Source organism: Methylotetracoccus oryzae (assembly GCF_006175985.1).
GTDB classification, from domain to species: Bacteria; Pseudomonadota; Gammaproteobacteria; order Methylococcales; family Methylococcaceae; genus Methylotetracoccus; species Methylotetracoccus oryzae.
Map to the genome: position 1 here is coordinate 153,959 of NZ_SRSH01000005.1, position 17,851 is coordinate 171,809.

General features: G+C 61.7%; 15 protein-coding genes. 8 read left to right on the top strand and 7 right to left on the bottom strand.

The annotated features are described in order from the left end of the window. Nucleotides 1-20 precede the first annotated feature (20 nt). The 6 genes from BWR02_RS07030 to BWR02_RS07055 all read left to right on the top strand — a co-directional run bounded on the left by BWR02_RS07030 (nt 21) and on the right by BWR02_RS07055 (nt 8,019). Nucleotides 21-815, top strand: coding sequence for a class I SAM-dependent methyltransferase (locus BWR02_RS07030; protein ID WP_139557038.1), 795 nt, complete (start codon nt 21-23; stop codon nt 813-815). Between the two features lie 577 nt (nt 816-1,392). After that, on the top strand, nt 1,393-1,683 hold the full coding sequence (locus BWR02_RS07035) for a c-type cytochrome (RefSeq protein WP_139557039.1): 291 nt from the start codon (nt 1,393-1,395) through the stop codon (nt 1,681-1,683). A 12-nt stretch (nt 1,684-1,695) separates the two neighbouring features. Then, nucleotides 1,696-3,078, top strand: a complete 1,383-nt coding sequence (locus BWR02_RS07040; RefSeq protein ID WP_139557040.1) for an NAD(P)/FAD-dependent oxidoreductase — start codon at nt 1,696-1,698, stop codon at nt 3,076-3,078. Between the two features lie 322 nt (nt 3,079-3,400). Continuing rightward, complete coding sequence (locus BWR02_RS07045; protein WP_139557041.1) at nt 3,401-3,835, top strand: GlcG/HbpS family heme-binding protein; 435 nt, start codon at nt 3,401-3,403, stop codon at nt 3,833-3,835. A gap of 1,355 nt (nt 3,836-5,190) precedes the next feature. Next, a complete protein-coding gene (locus tag BWR02_RS07050) occupies nt 5,191-6,588 on the top strand; it encodes a right-handed parallel beta-helix repeat-containing protein (protein ID WP_139557042.1) in 1,398 nt (465 codons plus the stop codon). Nucleotides 6,589-6,684: 96 nt separating this feature from the next. Then, nucleotides 6,685-8,019, top strand: a complete 1,335-nt coding sequence (locus tag BWR02_RS07055) for a hypothetical protein (protein WP_139557043.1) — start codon at nt 6,685-6,687, stop codon at nt 8,017-8,019. Between the two features lie 776 nt (nt 8,020-8,795). Here BWR02_RS07055 and BWR02_RS07060 read toward each other — a convergent pair. The 6 genes from BWR02_RS07060 to BWR02_RS07085 all read right to left on the bottom strand — a co-directional run bounded on the left by BWR02_RS07060 (nt 8,796) and on the right by BWR02_RS07085 (nt 15,443). After that, entirely contained in the window at nt 8,796-10,250 is a 1,455-nt protein-coding gene (locus tag BWR02_RS07060; protein ID WP_162560057.1) for a type 2 periplasmic-binding domain-containing protein, read from the bottom strand. A gap of 350 nt (nt 10,251-10,600) precedes the next feature. Beyond that, nucleotides 10,601-10,858 (bottom strand): HTH domain-containing protein, encoded by a 258-nt coding sequence (locus BWR02_RS07065; protein ID WP_139557045.1) that lies wholly within the window; start codon nt 10,856-10,858, stop codon nt 10,601-10,603. 666 nt (nt 10,859-11,524) lie between these two features. Beyond that, complete coding sequence (locus BWR02_RS07070) at nt 11,525-12,373, bottom strand: aldolase/citrate lyase family protein (RefSeq protein ID WP_139557046.1); 849 nt, start codon at nt 12,371-12,373, stop codon at nt 11,525-11,527. Nucleotides 12,374-12,423: 50 nt separating this feature from the next. Beyond that, on the bottom strand, nt 12,424-12,930 hold the full coding sequence (locus tag BWR02_RS07075; protein WP_139557047.1) for a cupin domain-containing protein: 507 nt from the start codon (nt 12,928-12,930) through the stop codon (nt 12,424-12,426). Between the two features lie 97 nt (nt 12,931-13,027). Further along, a complete protein-coding gene (locus tag BWR02_RS07080) occupies nt 13,028-14,134 on the bottom strand; it encodes a glycosyltransferase family protein (RefSeq protein WP_139557048.1) in 1,107 nt (368 codons plus the stop codon). A gap of 526 nt (nt 14,135-14,660) precedes the next feature. Continuing rightward, nucleotides 14,661-15,443 carry a TrmH family RNA methyltransferase gene (locus BWR02_RS07085; RefSeq protein ID WP_236102004.1) on the bottom strand — a complete coding sequence of 261 codons (783 nt, stop codon included), beginning with the start codon at nt 15,441-15,443 and terminating at the stop codon, nt 14,661-14,663. 146 nt (nt 15,444-15,589) lie between these two features. On the opposite strand from BWR02_RS07085, the gene BWR02_RS07090 reads away from it, so the two are divergent. Then, nucleotides 15,590-15,883 carry a pseudouridine synthase gene (locus BWR02_RS07090; RefSeq protein ID WP_139557050.1) on the top strand — a complete coding sequence of 98 codons (294 nt, stop codon included), beginning with the start codon at nt 15,590-15,592 and terminating at the stop codon, nt 15,881-15,883. A gap of 110 nt (nt 15,884-15,993) precedes the next feature. Here BWR02_RS07090 and BWR02_RS21630 read toward each other — a convergent pair whose 3' ends face one another. After that, nucleotides 15,994-16,215: an IS4 family transposase gene (locus tag BWR02_RS21630; protein WP_139557051.1), complete on the bottom strand. Its 222-nt coding sequence runs from the start codon at nt 16,213-16,215 to the stop codon at nt 15,994-15,996. A gap of 939 nt (nt 16,216-17,154) precedes the next feature. Between BWR02_RS21630 and BWR02_RS07100 the strand changes: the two genes are divergently transcribed. Then, nucleotides 17,155-17,811, top strand: a complete 657-nt coding sequence (locus BWR02_RS07100) for a response regulator transcription factor (RefSeq protein WP_162560058.1) — start codon at nt 17,155-17,157, stop codon at nt 17,809-17,811. The last annotated feature ends 40 nt before the right edge of the window (nt 17,812-17,851 follow it).

Below are 17,851 nucleotides of genomic sequence, written 5' to 3' on the forward strand. Positions count from 1 at the left end.
ACTCGCTTTGGAGTACGTTCATGACCGGTTATGTCGACGATGTGGTGATCCCCTACGACCGCGACCTGGGGCCCGTGCTGTTCGAGCATTACGGCGCCGACACGGCCCGCCGCATTGCCGAACTCGCGCCGCGGGATGTACTCGAGATCGCCGCGGGTACCGGCATCGTCACCCGCCACCTGCGGAACCTGATGCCGGAGACCTCCCACCTGACGGCCATCGACATCAGCGATTCGATGATGGCACTGGCCCGCAGCAAGTTCCGCCCGGGCGAACGCGTCACCTTTCAGAATGCCGATGCGATGGCGCTGCCCTTTGACGACGAAACCTTCGATGCGATCGTCTGCCAATTCGGCGTGATGTTCTTCGACAAGGCGGTGGCTTTCCGGGAAGCTTATCGGACCCTCAAGCGCGGCGGACGCTACCTGTTCCGCGTCTGGGACTCGGAACACTACAATCCGTTCGCCAGCGTCAGCTTCGAGGTCTTCAAGCGATTCTTCCCGGACAACCCGCCCCGCTTTCTGCTCGACCCCGTGGCCTGCCACCAGATCGACCCGATCAAGGAAAAGCTGCTGCGCGCCGGTTTCGACCCCATCGTGATCTCGGTACAACGCCACGAGTATGAGATTCTCGATGTCTCCGCCTTTGCCCGGGCGCTGGTCTACACCCCGGTTCTGTTCGAAATCCGCGACCGCGGCGGTGTCGATCCCGAGGCGATCACCGACGCGCTGGCCGAAGCGTTCCGCAAGGAACTCGGCAGCAGCCCCATGCGCTATCCGATGCAGGCCATCCTGTTCGAAACCGACAAGCGTTGATTGAGGAATGCCGTGACAGCGGCTGTCACGGCGTGAGCGTCTCCGAGGTATCGCGCGATACCCCGGCATCCCGCATGTTGAGCAAGAGCGGAAAGAGTGGCCGCAGGCCTTTCACCCTGGCCGCGAACCGTGCCCCGGAAACGCGTCGCGCCATCCTTCCGGGTCCGTTTGGTGTAAGGGACTGCCCTAGTTCCTTTGCGGTATACCCGGATTGCACGACACCCCCATCGTAAGTTACTCTCCGACCGCCAAAACCCTCGTAAGCTCTACGGTTATTTCCGCGTCCGGTTCTCGGTAACGCTCCTGGATGGTCATCGCAACGATGACCCGGCCGTCTTATGCATCAGGCCGCTGACTGCAGCTCAAGCCACTTCGGCGCGGTCGTACTGCACGCTTCCCTGCACTCAAGTGGTGAAAGGATTGAGCTGTACGACCTCATGACGGCGAGGGTTTTGGTGTTCGCAAGCGCTGGTCCAGCAAAACATCGATCTAGCACAAAGCAAATATGGACTAGCCTTTATTCCCGGGGCTGCGCCAACGCGGCCTTGGTCTCAGCTCAAGTAATGGAGGTTCTCCCATGACAGGCTACAGATACAGCGCCGCTTTGGCGCTGCTCGCTCTCGCGGCGCCCTATGCGGCCGCCGACAATGGCGCACTGCTCGCCTCGCAGTGTTATCAGTGCCACGGTCCCAACGGGCGCAGCAAAGGCGAAATCGACACCATCGCCGGCAAATCCGCCTCGGACATCTACGGCGACATGCGCGAAATGCAGCAAAAGCCGGACGTCGACATCATGCACGCGCAGGCCAGGATCTATACCGATGCGGAACTGCGTGCCATCGCCAACTACCTTGCCACCCTTCGCTAAGGAGAACCGCCCATGGATATCAAACGTAGAAATCTGTTGCGGTTCGCCGGTCTTGGTGCCGCAGCCACGGCCGCCGGCATCGCGCCCACACTGACCCGTGTCGGCGCGGTTGAGGCCGCCCCGGTAGTGAGGAAGGTGGTCGTCATCGGTGGCGGCTTCGGGGGTTCCACGGTCGCTAAATACCTGAAACTGTGGGGACAGGCTCAGGTGGAAGTGACCCATGTCAGCCTCGCATCGACCTACGTCTCGCCGATTCTCAGCAACCTGGTGCTCAACGGCCAGAAAAGCCTGGCAAGCCTGACGTTCAATCTGCAGACCGCCGCAACAAAGCTCGGCATCCGGTTTGTTGCCGGTTCGGCTGCCATCGACCGCGGTGCGCGCCTCGTGCGGGTAACACACGATAACGGTACCGAAACCTTGCTCGACTATGACAAGGTCGTTCTCAGCCCCGGCATTGCATTCAACACACTACCGTCGATGCTGGCGGCCAACCGGGGCATCGCAGGCGGCAAGCTCCCGATCCCGCATGCATGGCAAGCCGGACCCCAGGTGGGCAACCTCAAGGCGCAGATCGACCGCATGCCGAGCAGCAGCGGCGTTTTTGTGCTGTGCATTCCGAAGGCCCCTTACCGCTGCCCCCCGGGACCGTATGAGCGGGCCTGCGTCGTGGCCGATATCCTCAAGCGCGTCAAGCGTGGCGGTCGCGTGGTGATCTTCGATGCCAATGCGCCAACGAACCCCGCGGACAAATACACGGCGATCCAGGCCGAGCAGCACACGTTCAGCACGGCCTTCACCGGCGCCTACGGCAGCATCGTGGAGTATGTGCCGAATGCGACACTGCTCGAAGTGGGCACCACCGGCGGACAGTTCGGCACCAAGACGGCGCGCGTTAGACTCGGCGACGGCTCGGTTCGCACCCAAACCTGCAATGTCTTGAACGTGTTGCCGGAACACAAGGCCGGCGCCATCGCCTTCGCCGCTGACCTGATCCCGGTGGGCCAGCGCTTCGTGCCCGTCGACCAACAATCCTACGCCTCCCTGGCCGACCCGGACATTCACGTCATCGGCGATGCCCACGATTCCAAGCAGCCCAAGGCCGGACATGTCGCCAACAGCGAAGCAAAGGTCTGCGCCGATGCCATCGTGCGGGAATTCGGCATCCTGCCACCTCGCACCGCCGAGGAAGTCCCGGTGACCAACTCTGCCTGCTATAGCCCGATCAGCAGCACCACCGCATCGTGGCTGACCGTCGGCTTTCGCTACGACCCCGTGTCGCGACAAATGGTCCGCATCGATGCTTCGCTGGCGGAAGCGGAACAGCCCAGTGGTGACAACTACAAGATGATGCTTGCCTGGGCAAACAACCTCTTCGCCGACACGTTCAGCGTCTAACCGCCCTTGCACCAGCGGCCCCTCCGATGGGCCGCTGGTTGCCCATTCGCCGTTTTGTCGATGTTGGGCCTCGCCAGCGACACCGGCCCGACGAAAGCCAAATCCTGCCCGGCGCGCGACCTCCGGTGCGATGCGCGCCAGAACGCCCCCCCTTTTTTTGCACTGCTTTGCAACGCCATGCCGATCATGCGGATACCGCACCATCGGTGTGATTCGCCGCAGCGGGTGTACGATGCACCAGAGCGTTTGCCCCCGGTGTCGTTCCGGGCGCGCTCAGGTCGTCGGATGAGACGAATTCCCAGCTCTCGCGGAGGACCGCACCATGCACGTGACATTTGAACAAGCACAACAGGCCATCGAGGCCGCGATTCGCAAGGCCAATGCATTGCATACCCAAATGTGCATCGCCGTGGTCGATTCAGGCGCCGAACTGAAAGCTTTCGCCCGTATGGACGATGCCTGGGTCGGTAGTGTCGACATCGCCGTCAAGAAAGCCAAGACCGCCTGCCTCTTCGGCATGACGACAGGACAGATCGGCAGCCTGTCGCAGCCCGGCGGGCCCCTGTACGGCATCGAACATTCCAATGGCGGACTCATCACCTTCCCGGGCGGCGTCCCGATCGTCACCGAACAGGGCGTCTTGATCGGGGGCCTGGGTGTCAGCGGCAGTTCGGTGGAAAACGACCATCTCGTCGCCCAGGCTGGCGTCGAAGTCATCGGCGTTTCTGCCCTCCCCGACCATCCCTGGCGGACCTGACTAAAGCCCGACTCCCGCAGCGCCCTCGCGACCCGCTCAATCCCCTGCCCTGTCGATTTGTCGATCACGGCGGGAGATATGCGGCGGGGACGAGGGCTTTCCGGGCCATAGCGCGGCCGTTTCGCGGTCCAGCGTCGCGATTGCCCTGGAACCGGTTTCCGCTCACCTCACCGGATCAGAACGTTTACAGCCTCTGATCCGTGTGAACCACCGCTGTGCAGCGCGGAAGGCCCTGCCTACGCCAGCGCTTCTTCGAGCCTTCAAGCGACCGCGAACGTGTGCCTGGGACCGGAGCCATACCTGTTTTCTGGTGATGAATCCTTTCCGATGGGCTGTACGAAATGAGAGGGATATACCTATCGTATTGGGCAATCTCGCCAATAGAAATATCGCATAAATGTCATTAATGTTTCCTCTATAGAGAACCGACAAGAGCCAAGGCTCTTGTCAAAAGGAAACCGGCCTGGCTCGCCGTAACGCGCAGCGAGGCTGAGCAGGGCAATCGCATGACGCCTACGAGTGATGTCGTGCGCACGGCGCACGCTACGAGATGTCGCTGCTGGTGATCGATGTCGTGCGCACGGCGCTACGGGATACCTTTTCTAGGGTGCGCTGTGCGCACGAAGCCATCTTATGCGATTGCCCTGCGAGGCTGACGCGGATCGAGAGATGATTGGTAATCGATCGCTCTGGATCAAGATACATCGCGCTGCAAGCGTTGCGACGGGATGAGCAAGCAGGTATCGGACGATTGCTAACGGAGAGATACCTCACCGGGCCGGCTGGGCAATAATCAAGCCTGGGAAAGGCTTGCCTCATCGGAGGCCAATGCCATGAACGCCCACGACCATGACCTGCCGGGCACACCGAGTGCGTGGAATGCCGATCTATCAGAACCCCACCTCATTGGGACAAGCAGGGTATCTAATCCCCCGCCGGATTACGGGCCAGACGCGAACCACACGCCGTTGCCGCTGTCGCTAGGCCCCTCCACTGGAATGCCCGCCGCCCGCGGGGAAGGACGGAAAGAGGCAACGGCGCGACCGCGGTGGGGCAAGCGCCGCTTCCGACCGGGCGTCAGTGGTAACCATTCACCTCCCCTTTGCTGGGTCGTGGGAGCGGGCCGGAAGGGCGAGGTCGTCTGCGGGAGGGAACCCGCAGACGAGTCTCCAGGGACCGATTCACGGCGTGTCTCGGCTTCCCCGCCCGCTCCCCCGAGGGGGCGGCGTGAACCGTTACGCGTCAGTGGTGGCCTTGCCGGTCTTGGCCTGCTGCTCGCACTGTGTGGCAACGAGGGTTGGGCGGCATCGATCTCCATTGCCGCGGGCACGGCACCGGCCGCACGGGCGGATGGCTTGTGCTCGCTGGTCGAGGCGATCATCAACGCCAACCGCGATGCCAGGACACACGCCGACTGCCCACCCGGCAGCGGGCCTGATGTGATCGTGCTGCCGTCCGACAGTACCCAGTCGCTCACTGCTGTCGATAACCGATCCTACGGAGCGACTGGGTTACCGGTCGTGACGTCGGAGATCACGATCGAAGGCAATAACAGCCGCATCGTCCGCGCCAGCTCCGCACCGGCATTTCGTCTGGCGACCGTGACTGGCAAGCTGATCCTGAAGAATGTCACCCTGCAGGGCGGCGCACAGCCAACCTGGGACAACGCCAGTGGCGTCCGCAATGGGGGCTGCGGCATCCTGATTTCGCAAGGAACCGTCCACCTGGAAAACAGCACCGTGTGCGATAACGCATGCTACTTCCGCGGCGGCGGCATCTATAACCACTACGGCCAGCTCAGGGTTATCAACAGCCTGATTACGCGCAATACCGGAAGTACCGGCGGCGGACTGGCTCAATACCATGGCACGGCCGAAGTGACCGATTCGGTTATCTCCGAAAACCTCGCCAACAAGAATGACGGCGGCGGAATCTACAATGGTGCCAGCAACCTGACGCTGAGGCAGTCGACCGTCAGGGATAACCGGGCCAACTATGGCGGCGGGATACGTCAGGAATGGGATAGCCGCAGTACGATAAGTGACAGCAATATCCTGGGAAATCACGCCACAACCTCGGGCGGTGGGATCGAGAATGGTGCGTTCGCTTCGCTGACCATCTGCTCAAGCACGATCGCGCGGAATAGCTCGGACGGCCGAGGCGGCGGTCTCACCGGCACCATGTCGCACAACGGCACGCTGGTCGTGAATACCACCATCAGTGGCAATACCGCCGGCACCACGGGCGGAGGCGTCTCGATCTGGGGAGAGGGCGTCACGACGCTGACGCGCAGCACCATTGCCTTCAATCACGCCAACGAAAGTGGCGGAGGCCTGTTTACCGCCAACAGCCCGACGGTGTTGTCGAACACGCTGGTAACGGGCAATAGCGCTGACGGCACCGGCCCCGAGATGGTTTGCCAGGGCGCGCTGTGCTCGCGTTACGCCACGGTCAACCACTTTAATCTCTTTGGTTATGGCGGCCGGGCCGGCCTGGTCGGCTTCTCGCCCGGGACGCGCGATATCGTCCCCACTCAACCGCTGGCCGCGATCCTGGACAGTGCGCTCGAAGACAATGGGGGCGCCACGCTCACGCATGCCCTGCTTCCGGGAAGTGTGGCCATGGACGCTGGTGACCCCGATTTCGAGAAGGTGATCTACGGCCGCACCGACATCTACGACCAGCGAGGTCCCGGCTTCCTTCGCCTCGGCGGCCCACACATGGACATCGGGGCCTTCGAGGTCCAGCCCTGAGGGGCAGGAACGGACGAGAGGCCCGATCGGCAGCCGTGTCGGGCCATCGCCTCAGTGGCAGCGCAACGGCATGCCAAACACAATGGGGGAACGACGATGAACGACAAACCAGGAATCACCAATCGACGCGCATTTCTGAATAGCCTGGCCGCGGGCGGCTTGGCGCTGAGCTTGTCCGCATCGAGCAATCTCGCGCAGGCGGCCCCGCTTGCGGTTCAACTCCGACACGTCGGCGGACCGGATCGCCCGTACCAGACAGTGCAGGCAGCGCTGGACTCCATCTCCGATGCCTCGCGCGACCGGCCGTACCTGATCCTCGTCGATCCCGGGTGCTACGACCTGAGCGAGAATCGCAGGCCCGTGGTGCTGCGGCCCTATATCAGCGTTGCCGGAACGAATCGCCAGTCAACGATCTTTCGCACCAGCGACGACCTCAATTTCCGTATCGCGAGTTACACGAGCGTATCCAACCTCACGATTCAACATCGGTGCTCCATGGGAGGCTCCGCCGCCCTTTTCGGAAGCACCGGGACTCTGAACAGTTTTCTCGTCGACTCGGTCGATGTGACCGTCGAGGGCACCGCAAGCGGCTTCCGCTCACTCGGTTACGTGGACCTTGGGGAATTCCGCAATGTGGCCATCGTCACCGAGGGAACCGGCATCGAGATCGCCGGCGGCGGGCATGTCTATATCCACGACTGCAACATCCACCTGATTTCCGGCCAGACCGGAGGCGATCACATCGGCGTTGTCGGCGCCAACTACTGTCGCATCTTTGTCTTCGGCGGAAAGCTTGGAACCGGTTACGGATACCCCGACATCGCAGACCCCACCGGGAGCGTCATCGGCTGCTTGGCGCGCCCCAATGCAACCGGGCGCATTCATTTATTCGGCGTGTGGTCCATCTGTCGGAACATGTCGAAGGACCCTGGCATCTCCGTCAATTGCGTTCGCAATGAATCCAGGGAACTGCGCATCCGGGTATTCGATTCCTACCTGCAGAGTGAGGCCAGCAGTCTTGCCGCGACCCGGACGTTATGCAGCGTGGGTGGAGGGAAAATCGAGGTCTATGGAACCCGCTATGCCATGTGCGGCTCGGAGATGATCTTCAGCGCGAACCAGATCGGGCTGCAGCGATACGATGCGAGCGCCAATGGAACCACGATCGGCGGCAACAACAGCGGCCCGACCAATGGCGGGTTGATCCTGCTGGATGCCTCTCAGGGGCCCTTCACGCTGTACCTGCCGAACCCGTCAAACAGCATACCTACCGAGCAGTTCATCTTCAAAAAGGTCGACAGGACCGCCAACGCGGTCACGCTGAGCGCCGGCCGGACAACGATCGATGGCTCACGTCTCTACCGCCTGACCGCACCCTTCCAACGCTTGCACGTGAGATTTGCTGACTCGGCGTACTACGTCGTGGGGTGAGACGTTCGCACTAACCTTGCCGCACATTTCGACCGGGAGGGAGCCTGGTCAGCAGCCGCCAAGGAGTCCACGACATCATTTCGCCTCGGGGGCAGTTGCAAGAGTGCTGGCGCAGGGTGCAGGCCGACGGACGGGCCCACGGTCCGGTATTCGGTGGCTTTGTTCGCGGCCGACACGCCGCTGGATGCTCGACAAGCGCCCGGCGCCTTCCCGGACCAGGGCGCGGGCGCTCTGCCATTCGGCGGCGCCGTGCCGAACCGCGGTAGCCACATTCCGAAAGCCGCGCTCGATTCTCGGAGCACCGGCGTCCCCGCTCAGAATGTCGGTCTTGATTCTTTTTTAATCGGCGTCGGGATTCAGTCAACCGATGGCCATTTTCCGAGCGTCGAGCTCGACTCAAAAAGTATCGGCGCCGGTTCTCCGAGAATCCCGGGCGAGGCTCCGAGAACCGGCGTCGACTCTCTGAGTGTGCCGGTCGATGCTCCGAGATCCTCGGTCGACTCTTTTTGTGCCGACCGCGACTCTCGGAATATCGGCGTCGGAGCTCCGAGTGTGGCCGTCGAGTCTTTTTGCGCCGACCGGGGTGTTTTCCGGATCGAAAACGGGCGGCGGAGCCTCACATCGGTGAATGCGAGAGGAGGCATCGCGTTGCGGATTTCCACACACACTGCCCTTTGTACCGGACACGGTCGGTCGGGCGAAACACCTCCCCGGCCGGAACCGGGGAGCGGGCGTTCACGTCTTTCGCACGGCTTCCGATTACGAACGAGGCCGCCTCATTCTCCGTTATGTGCGTTCGCGTTGCCTGAATCGGCCTTTTGCCGCGGTACAGCAGTGGAGTCACTTTGCGCCGCTTCCCGAACGCAGAGCAGGAGACGCGCGATGTGATCCCGCGCGTTGTTGATCGGCCCGAGCAGGTCGACCAGCGTGGACTGACTGGGGATCACCCCGCTGGAGAATTGCTCCAGCGCCTCGCCTTTCAGCTCCAGTAGTTCGCGCTGCAGCGAACTGAGCTTCTCCGTATCGAGGGAGGAAGACAACTCGAGCGTCGCCAGTCGCCGTTCTATGGTGGCAATGCGCGCCAGATAGCTCGTGAACAAACCATGTCGTCGTGAGTGCCCGCGCTGCCGGCAGGCTTCGCGTAGAAACAGCGCAGCCCCGAGAAGGGCGCCGAGAACGCTGAGGCTGTTGCTCAAGGTGTCGACATCGTCGGCGGTCAGCAGTGGATGTTCCCGTTCTCTGAAACTGGCGGAACCCGGATGCAGGGTCATTCTCGACGGCAGCGCCAGTAACGAGCGGTCGAGCGGCGGCTGTTGAAATCGGGCAAAGCGGGAATCGAATACGGCTTCCATCACGCGCTCGATGGTCGCCGGCGAGACCGATTCGTTCGCGACCAGCAGCAGCGGGGCGCCGAGCGTATGCATGGGCCCGGCCGGCACCGGCGGTTCGATCTCATAGGTGAAGGGCGGAATCACCACGTCCTGCGTGAACAGCCGCTCGATCTGACTGTTGGTGTCATCGAGCGGGTTGTCCGAGACGATCGAGCTCAAGCGAAATGCCTCGGAAAATGGAATCGGGACGAGGCGATAATCGGCATGCCGTATGAACTTCAGCGCGACTTTCGAAGGAACCGTGGCCAGGTGGAATACCGCGTCCGGCAAGTCATTCCGCCGTCCCTGGGTCAGGAAGCGATCAATCTCGGCAGGACGCAGGCTCTGGGAGCGAATGCCATTGGAGTTCAACAGGCTGGCGGACGAGATCCCCAACAGTCCCAGCACGTTGCTGGCCAATTCGTGCGTCTCGGAACCCTCGGAACCCAGGCTGACGATATGCCCTCGGAGCGCCGTCAGACTCCGGGTGACTTCCTCCGCCATCTCTCGCTTGACCAGCAGATGCAGGGCCTCGGCATATAGCGGTGTGACTTCAAGCACGTGTTGGTAGTCGCCGCTGCGAAATATCCCCGACACCATGGCCAGATCCACGGCACCCGAATTCACGGCTTTCAGCGCGGCGGTGGTATCGGCGCTCGGAACGACGCGGGTAAGCGTGCCTCTGGACGAAATGTCGTCCGCCAGCGCCTGCGCCAACTCGGCGCGAGTGGTCCCTGCCAGGCCTGCCGTAAGGGTGATTCGCGGCGCGGGTACATCGCCGGTGGAACGAACGACCACCGTGGCGAAAGCAGCCGTGAACAGCGCCAGATAAATGAAAAGAGGATATCGCTCCCTCAGCACACAAGCCCAAGAGGAAAACCATCCCGCCATGCCTGCCCCCGAGAAAATAGCCTGTTACCTGAACTCATTGCCCAGTTCCGCGGGCACGGCCGACTGCGTGACTCGGTCCGTACATGCGATCGCAAAACACCGAATCCGCCGGCCTCGGGGCTACAAAGCCCGCTTCAGCACGCAGTCGTGATGCCCGGCTACCTCCCGGCCCAACTGTAGCCCCTACGATACCTTGAACTTACGGGGTTGCAAGACGGGGTCCAACGACCAAGGTCGCCGCGCGGAAAATCTCGTCAGGGAGAAGACGCTGTGGTTTGGAAGCCAACCTTCCTCGGCGACCGAGAGGGCCTGCGAGGCCCTTATGCGGGATACGGACGTATAAATAAACGGGTTAACCCGCAAGCTCCCGGCCGATCCGACTGTCGGTTGTAGCAATAGCCATGGTGTTCGGGACTGTACTCGATGGGGGCGCCGAAACCGTCGCGCAGGTCGGCAATGACCCGAAACACGGTGGAGCGCGAACACTGGAGATGCTGTTCGAGGATGCGTTCGGAAACCGGCGTGCGTCGGGTTGTCAGAACCTTGTGCAGCTCGTAGATCCGTTCCCAGTGTTTCATGGCCAATCGCTCCTTGATCAGCAGAAATGAATAGAAAGGCGGCGACCGGAAACTGCGACGCACTTCGTCCGACTGGGTTTCCGGATCGGGGTATTACGCCGTTCGGACATTATGCGGGTGGAAATTGCGCTGTGCTACCGTGCCCGACGATCCCTCAAAACCCGCATGCGATGCGATCGGTCGTGAACGTATTCGAACGCGGCGGTCATGCCGCGGCGAACTAAGTGAGGGAGACATACCGGGCTACGGCAGCTAGCGCTGATCCGGCAGGCACAGCGGCGCCGCACGATGTCCGGCGACCGCTGCCCACACCCCGTTGTCGGACTTAATCCTTAAGTCGTACCCCCGTCTCGAATGTTGCCACATCAATATTTTCCGGGGGAAAAATGGACTGTTCTACCGTAGCAGCCTCGGGCACAGGTACACGGAATCGGTGGAGCTAATGTTCCCTAGCAAACGCGATGATTGCGGACATGTGGCTGGAATAGGATGAGCGCGTGCACGCGGCGGGCTGTTGGATTCCCGCTTGCGCGGGAATGACGAGGGTGCGCGAGAATGACGACAACGCGGGGGCGGAGGTGCGGTGTTGGGCTGGGATTCCCGTTTTCACGGGAAAGACGCCAGCGCGGGAAGGACTGGGGTTGCGAGGAAGGCAGGCGACCGGTCTCAGGGAAGACTGCGACCCTCCGCCGCCGCGTCCACCACGAACTGTTTGAGCGCCCGGCGCTGCAGTTCCCATTCCTCAGGACCGGCAGCGCCCCAGTGGTTCATCGATTCTCGAAAGCGGCGAACGGACTCGGTCAATGCCTGGGCCGTGGGGACCGGCGAGGTGAAGGAGCGCGAGACCAGTGCGCCCGTTGCGCCGAGCCGAGGGTACTGCGCGTTCAACAAGTCGGACGGGATCGGCAAGGAGGCGTCGTCGATTCGGGCGACCCCGCCCACGTGCAACGGCAGCCCGACGGCATGCACGATCTCACTGGCGCGCTCCAGCATCCACGAGGTCAGCGTCTCGAACCGCGACCGTATCTTCATCGAGAGCTTGAGATCGGTCAGTCCGACGTGAATTTCGTCGATGCCGGGTAGGCACACCAGTTCCTCGATGAAATACAGTGCGGCGGCGGTTTCCACCAGCAAGACGGTCGTCGCACGGCCCGCGACGAGGTCGGCGAAACGGCGCGCTTCGTCGGGTCGATGGAAGTAAGGCAACATGACGTGCGTCGCGCCTCCCCCGATGACGCGTTCGACCTCCTCCGGGGATTGCTCATGGATGGGATTCACGCGAACGAACAGCGGATGATCGCCGATGGTTTCGCGAATCAACGGCAGCCGGTCGATATCGTGCGCCGAGATGCGGGTTCCCATTCCACCCTGCCGCTCGTTCTTGCCGATGATCTCGAGATCCAGCCCGATACGGTCGATGCCGGCCATGACGCCGCTCCGCGCGAGCGCCGGGTCGTCGGTGATCAGGGTGAGTACGAATCGGTCGCCGAATCCGGCTGCTGTACTGGTGTTCATGGTCTGGACGATATGGCGGGATGCAGATACCGAAGGTCGGTTTGCCGGCTTCAGAACCGGTAAGGGATTTTGTCGGTGTCCCACGGCAAGCGATATTCATCCGGGTCGTCGTACTGGTACTCCCGGTCGAAGTAGTTGAGGAATGTCGCTTCCTTCCCCGTAATGTTCTTGAAGCCGTGCCACACGCCCGGCGGAATGACCAGGACGCCCGGCCGGAAATTGCTGAGGCGCAGCACCTCGAGCTGTCGATAGGTCGGCGAGGCTTCCCGATCGTCGAAAAGGACGGCGGTGAAGGTGCCGTCGATCGCGACGACGTGATCGGTCTGGATCAGGTGTTGATGCCATGCCAACACGGCATCCGGCCACGCGGTCACCGTGATCATGTGTTTGATGTCGCGGTCGTGCAGTGCCCAGTCGCGGCGGTAGACCTCCTTGACGATCGAATTCGCCGTGATGATGTTCTTGCACTCCTTGAATTGAACGCCTTCCAGCTTCGGCGGCTTGAGGTCCCAAGCCGGCGTGGCGGACTGTGAGTCTTTCTTCGCCTCTTCAATCATGTCGGATTACCCCTCGGGTTATCGGGCTGTGCCGTGTCGATGGAATGTTTCAGGTATCTGTCGCGTCATGCGCCTGCGAGCGAGATCTCACGCGGACTCAGAGCCGGCTGACCAGGCCGAGCATGCGCGCCGCCGACGCGCGGGGTGACAGTTCGGCATCGAAGATGCGTGCATTCGCGGCGCCGATTTCGCGGGCGTGCGCCGGGTCACGGGCCAGCGCGATGGCGCGCTGGGCAATGGCATCGGGCTCTTCGGTGCTCAGCAGTTCCGACAGGGAGGCGTGAGGCTCCAACAGCGAAGCGTCGTTGCCCAAGGGTTCACCGACGAGCGCGCTGCCCAGCGCCATCGCGATGGCGAACTTGGACGAGATACAGCGTTCCATGCCCTGCGTGTAGACGGTGACCCGGGCGCGTGCGACCGTCGCGATGTATTGCTCAAGCGTCAGACGTGGACTCAGCGCATCGCTGAATGGCTCCGGTACCGACTCCGTGCTGGTGAAGCCGACGACGCAGTTCAGGTCGTTGCAGCGTCCGATCCGTTGCATGATCTGATAGCGGCGCTCCATCATCGCGCGATGCCGAGGCTTGGCGTAGAAGCTCGTGACGAAGAAGATGTCGATGTCTTTCTGATCGGTCCGACGCTTCAGCATGGCGTCGATCGCGGGGAAGTTCGCGAAGTCGCGAAACCTTCTAAGGGCGTCCGCGCGGTGCCCGCCGTAGGCCTGGTCGTGTGCCATCCCAGGCCGGAAACCAAACCAGGTCGTGGGCAGCAGGATGCGTCGCGCCAGAGCGGCAATCATCGGCGGTTTCACCGGAAAGAACTGCGGCACGCTCCAGATCTTTCCGCGATGGGCAGCAAGCTCGGGCGTCTCGGCGATGACGCCGGCATTGAGGTTCACCTTGAAGTACGCATCCACGGCTTGCAGCAGCGGCCAGTGATAGCCGCCGTTCGGAGCCGCCCTGTCGAGGCGATTCCCGTCATGGGCGTCGATGCAGAAGTAGCGCGTGCGCGCCCCCTGTCGGTACTCGAACAGGCACATCGCGAAGAGAAGATGTTGCCATTCCGGGTTCTGGACCGCGGCCCTCAGTGGCGTGGGGATGCGGTTGATCACGCGCAACCGGATCTTGCCTGTATCAGCAAGTTCGCTGAAGCCGTGAAGATAGAAACTGGAGAAATAAACGCGAGAGGTGTCGATGAAACTCAAGCTTGAGCCGTCGTACCCGTTGGGGTGGTCACCGACGTCGCGTGGGTGCTCCGATGAAGTTGCCTTTCGGGCCAAGTGGACAGGACCGCCCTTCGAATTCATTACAGAAGCGATGGGGCATCATACCGATCTCATTGCGTGGCGTTCAAGGCAACCAAGGAAATAGGCCTTGTCGCCCCTTCGAGGGGGGCATGCTCGCGGTCGCGTGGTGGATTCCCGCTCAGCGGTCCGGCCGGGGACAGGTTCCGCGGGAATGACAGGAATTGCCGAAATGATAGTGGGTTGGAGCCACGACGAGGCCGCGGGATTCCCTCTTCCCCGCTAACGCCAACAGCCTTGGGACTAGCTGCACGCATGACCGGCGAGACTGGATTCCCGCTCATCGGTCTGGCCGAGGGTGCGCTGCGCGTGAATCCACGCTGCGAGTGCTCGATCGGCCGACGCTCAACCGTCATTCCCGCGTAAACGGAAATCCAGGTTTTCCGCCCCGGACGAAGATGGGGGGACATGGCGAGCGGGAGACCGGCTACCGTCGCCCCTTGCCCGCCGCGATCGCAGCCACCAGGATGGCCGCGGTTGCCGACACGTTCAGCGACTGTACCTGCCCTGCCCCGGCGATGGTTACGGTGTGCTCGCAGGCGCGCAGCGTGGCCTTCAGCAGACCGTGCTCCTCATTGCCGAGCAGCAGGCAGATGGGCTTCCCGGGCGATGAGAGCATCCCGACGTCGGCGCCGTGCTCGGCGGCCGTCGCGACGACGCGGTACAAGGGGCGCATGGACTTCAGCAATTCCGGCAGACGGGACGCCGAGTAGAGTTCGAGGTACTCCAGACCGCCCTCGGCAACGCGATAGGCTGCGTCCGAGAGCCCGGCCTGGGCCGAATGGTCCGAAAGCACCATCCGTGGCAAACCGAAAAAGGCCAGCGTCCGGGCGATCGCGCCGAGATTGTGCGGATTGCCGATCCCGTCCAGGATCACCAGCGCCTCCCCGGCCGCTGACCAACGGGCGAGGTCGTCGGGATTCAACGGCAGCACGAGCCGCGGCGTGGCGGCGGCGACGATGCCGCCGTGCAACACGGTCCCGGCAACGCGCTCCAGTTCGGGCTCCGGAACCATCCGGTAAGGGCGGCGCTGCGCCGCGAGCGTCGCGCAAAAGCCACCGGCCGAGCCCTTCATCCGGTCGCTGTAGTACAGCCGCAGCACGCGCCCGGGATCGCGCCGGAACACCGCGGCAACGGCCGACAAGCCGCAGATCTTGTCGACGTCGTGGAACTCCGGCGTCCGGCTGTCCGGCCGTGGGTTTCGCGGCACCGGCCGTTCCCCGCGCCGGACACGGTCGGAGCCCGTGGGCGCGGGCGGCGCGCCGCGCCGCTTCGGTCTGTCTCTGCCGTTCATTTACATTTCCAAGGCATAGGGCATCGTCTCCGATATCCGTTAAATCTTCTCCCGCCTGATCCATGGCGCCGTTGATCCTGTTCAACAAGCCCTTCGGCTTGCTGTCGCAGTTCACCGACCATGACCATGAGGCGCAGCGGCCGACACTGGCCGGTTTCATATCGCTGAGCGGGGTCTATCCCGCCAGTAGGCTGGATTATGACAGCGAAGGCCTGTTGTTGCTGACCGATGACGGTGGATGGCAGGCGCAGATCGCCGATCCGCGCTTCAAGTTACCGAAGACTTACTGGGCGCAGGTCGAGGGCATTCCCGATCAGGCCGCCCTCGCCGCGCTTGACTCGCCGCCCTCAGCCTGATCGAAGCGATGGGTTCTCGCACTACAACCGAACCCCGATCATTCCGATTCGCCCCGTCGTCACAAGGCGCTTCCAGGGTCTGCTGTTGACCCATGCCCTTACCAAGTCCTTCAGTCTGAAGGTGCCGCGCGAAGTGTAGGCCGAGGGCGAATCCATGACCCGCGATAAGCCTGCCGTCTCGTCTTGACGCCGCTTTCGCCGTCCCCCTTGCGAGCGGGAAATCCACCGAGTTGTATGCTCAGGCCAATAACCGCGTTGAACCGCGGCACTTCACGGGGCGGGTTCTTTTTGCTCTGAATGGAGGCGGCTTCCCATTCTTCGCGTTCAAACATGAGGGCACCCCCAGATCGGGACAAGTCCGGCCTAACACATCAGGCGGACGATCCGCCAGGCCACGATCAGATAGCACGTCAGGGCGCGCTCGACGTCGGCGATGGTCGATGGTCGATGACTGAAAGGCTTACCCCCGGCAGCCCTTCCTGAAAACGGGGAATCGAAAAAGGTGCTCGATAATCGCTGGGGAGCAGAAATAAGACGGATAGTCGGTACTTTAGTTAGTCAACGAGATGTAACTTGGCACAGCCATGGCGACCGTCTTCACGCCGCTTTAAGCCCAAATGACGTAGGTAGTTTCACCGGTTGTTGGAGCGTTTGCGTTCCGGTAGCCTACGGACCAGAACGTGTCATGAAATGCGCACTCCAGAAAGGGACGGATACATTTACTAATGCATGGGAAGCCAAGATCACAAGCGTTCTGCCCGCCAGAATCATGGATGTTCCCTTTCAATCCCGCGCTTCACTCCCTATTGATCCTTGAAAAGGCGTCGCACTATTGAGCTTTTCAAGCATCTGGTCATGTATTGATAGCGCTGTGAGCCAGTTGACAGTAAACGAGACAGAGCGAGTTTTCTAAGTTGTCCTTTATGCAGCACCGAAGAACGTTACGGACGGGATCGGATCGGCAGGCAAGGTCAACTCAGGGTAACCCGGATTCGAAAAGTCGAATTGATAGGAGACGCGTGTTCCAACAGTGATCCGATTATTGCAGACTCAGTCTTTCTTGGGGGGAAAAGGGAATGCAAAAATGGTCTGGGCTGCATGGCAGCTCAAACGATGAGGTCTTGACGAGTCGATTAGCTGACGCGAGGTATCAGGGTTATAATTTAAGTTCCGATACAATCAGGTCGGGCGAGTTGCTCACGGAATGTAGGCCGCAGACTGTGGCCGTCGTTGAGCGGCGGTCACTGACACGAAACTCGCTCGGAAAGCTATTGTCCGAGAAAATGAATCATGGCGCTCACAGGGCCGGCGAAGCCGTCGATGATGTGAGAATTCTTTTGTTCCCGACCTCCGAAGCGCTTCGCGAAACGCTGTTTGAAGCACGAGAAGGGAAACCTGCCCTCGATCTAATCCTTCTCAGCCTGGACGATCCAAACATTGACAACGGAGATCTACGCAGCGAGATCTGGAGCCTGCAGGAAAATTTCCCGGCCACCGCCGTGGTCGTGCTTGCCGATTGCGAAAGTCCGCGTGTCGTGTTCGATGCTTTCCAATGTGGGATCAAAGGGTACCTGAACAACTCGATATGCCCGGACGTCGTTGTCCGAATTCTGCGCCTTATTCTCAGCGGCGGAACCTTCATCCCTGAGTCAATTCTCTTGCCAGTCAATGATCATGTCGTGCCGCGCCTCCGGGAGGAACCGTCGATCAGGATGTCAGGCGTGTCATCGCTGAAGCTCACACCAAAACAAGCGGAGGTCTTTCGGCTTCTTCGCAAAGGGTATTCCAACAAGGTAATCGGCCGAGAACTGGGCACCCAGGAAGGCACGGTAAAGGTGCATGTCCGGCAAATCATGCGTAAGCTGGGCGCGACCAATCGCACGCATGCCGTGTTCCTGGCGGATCAACTCACCGGCGGTGAAGTGTGATCCGGGCGTGTGCCATGGGAGCGCCGCACCGTCGAAAGGG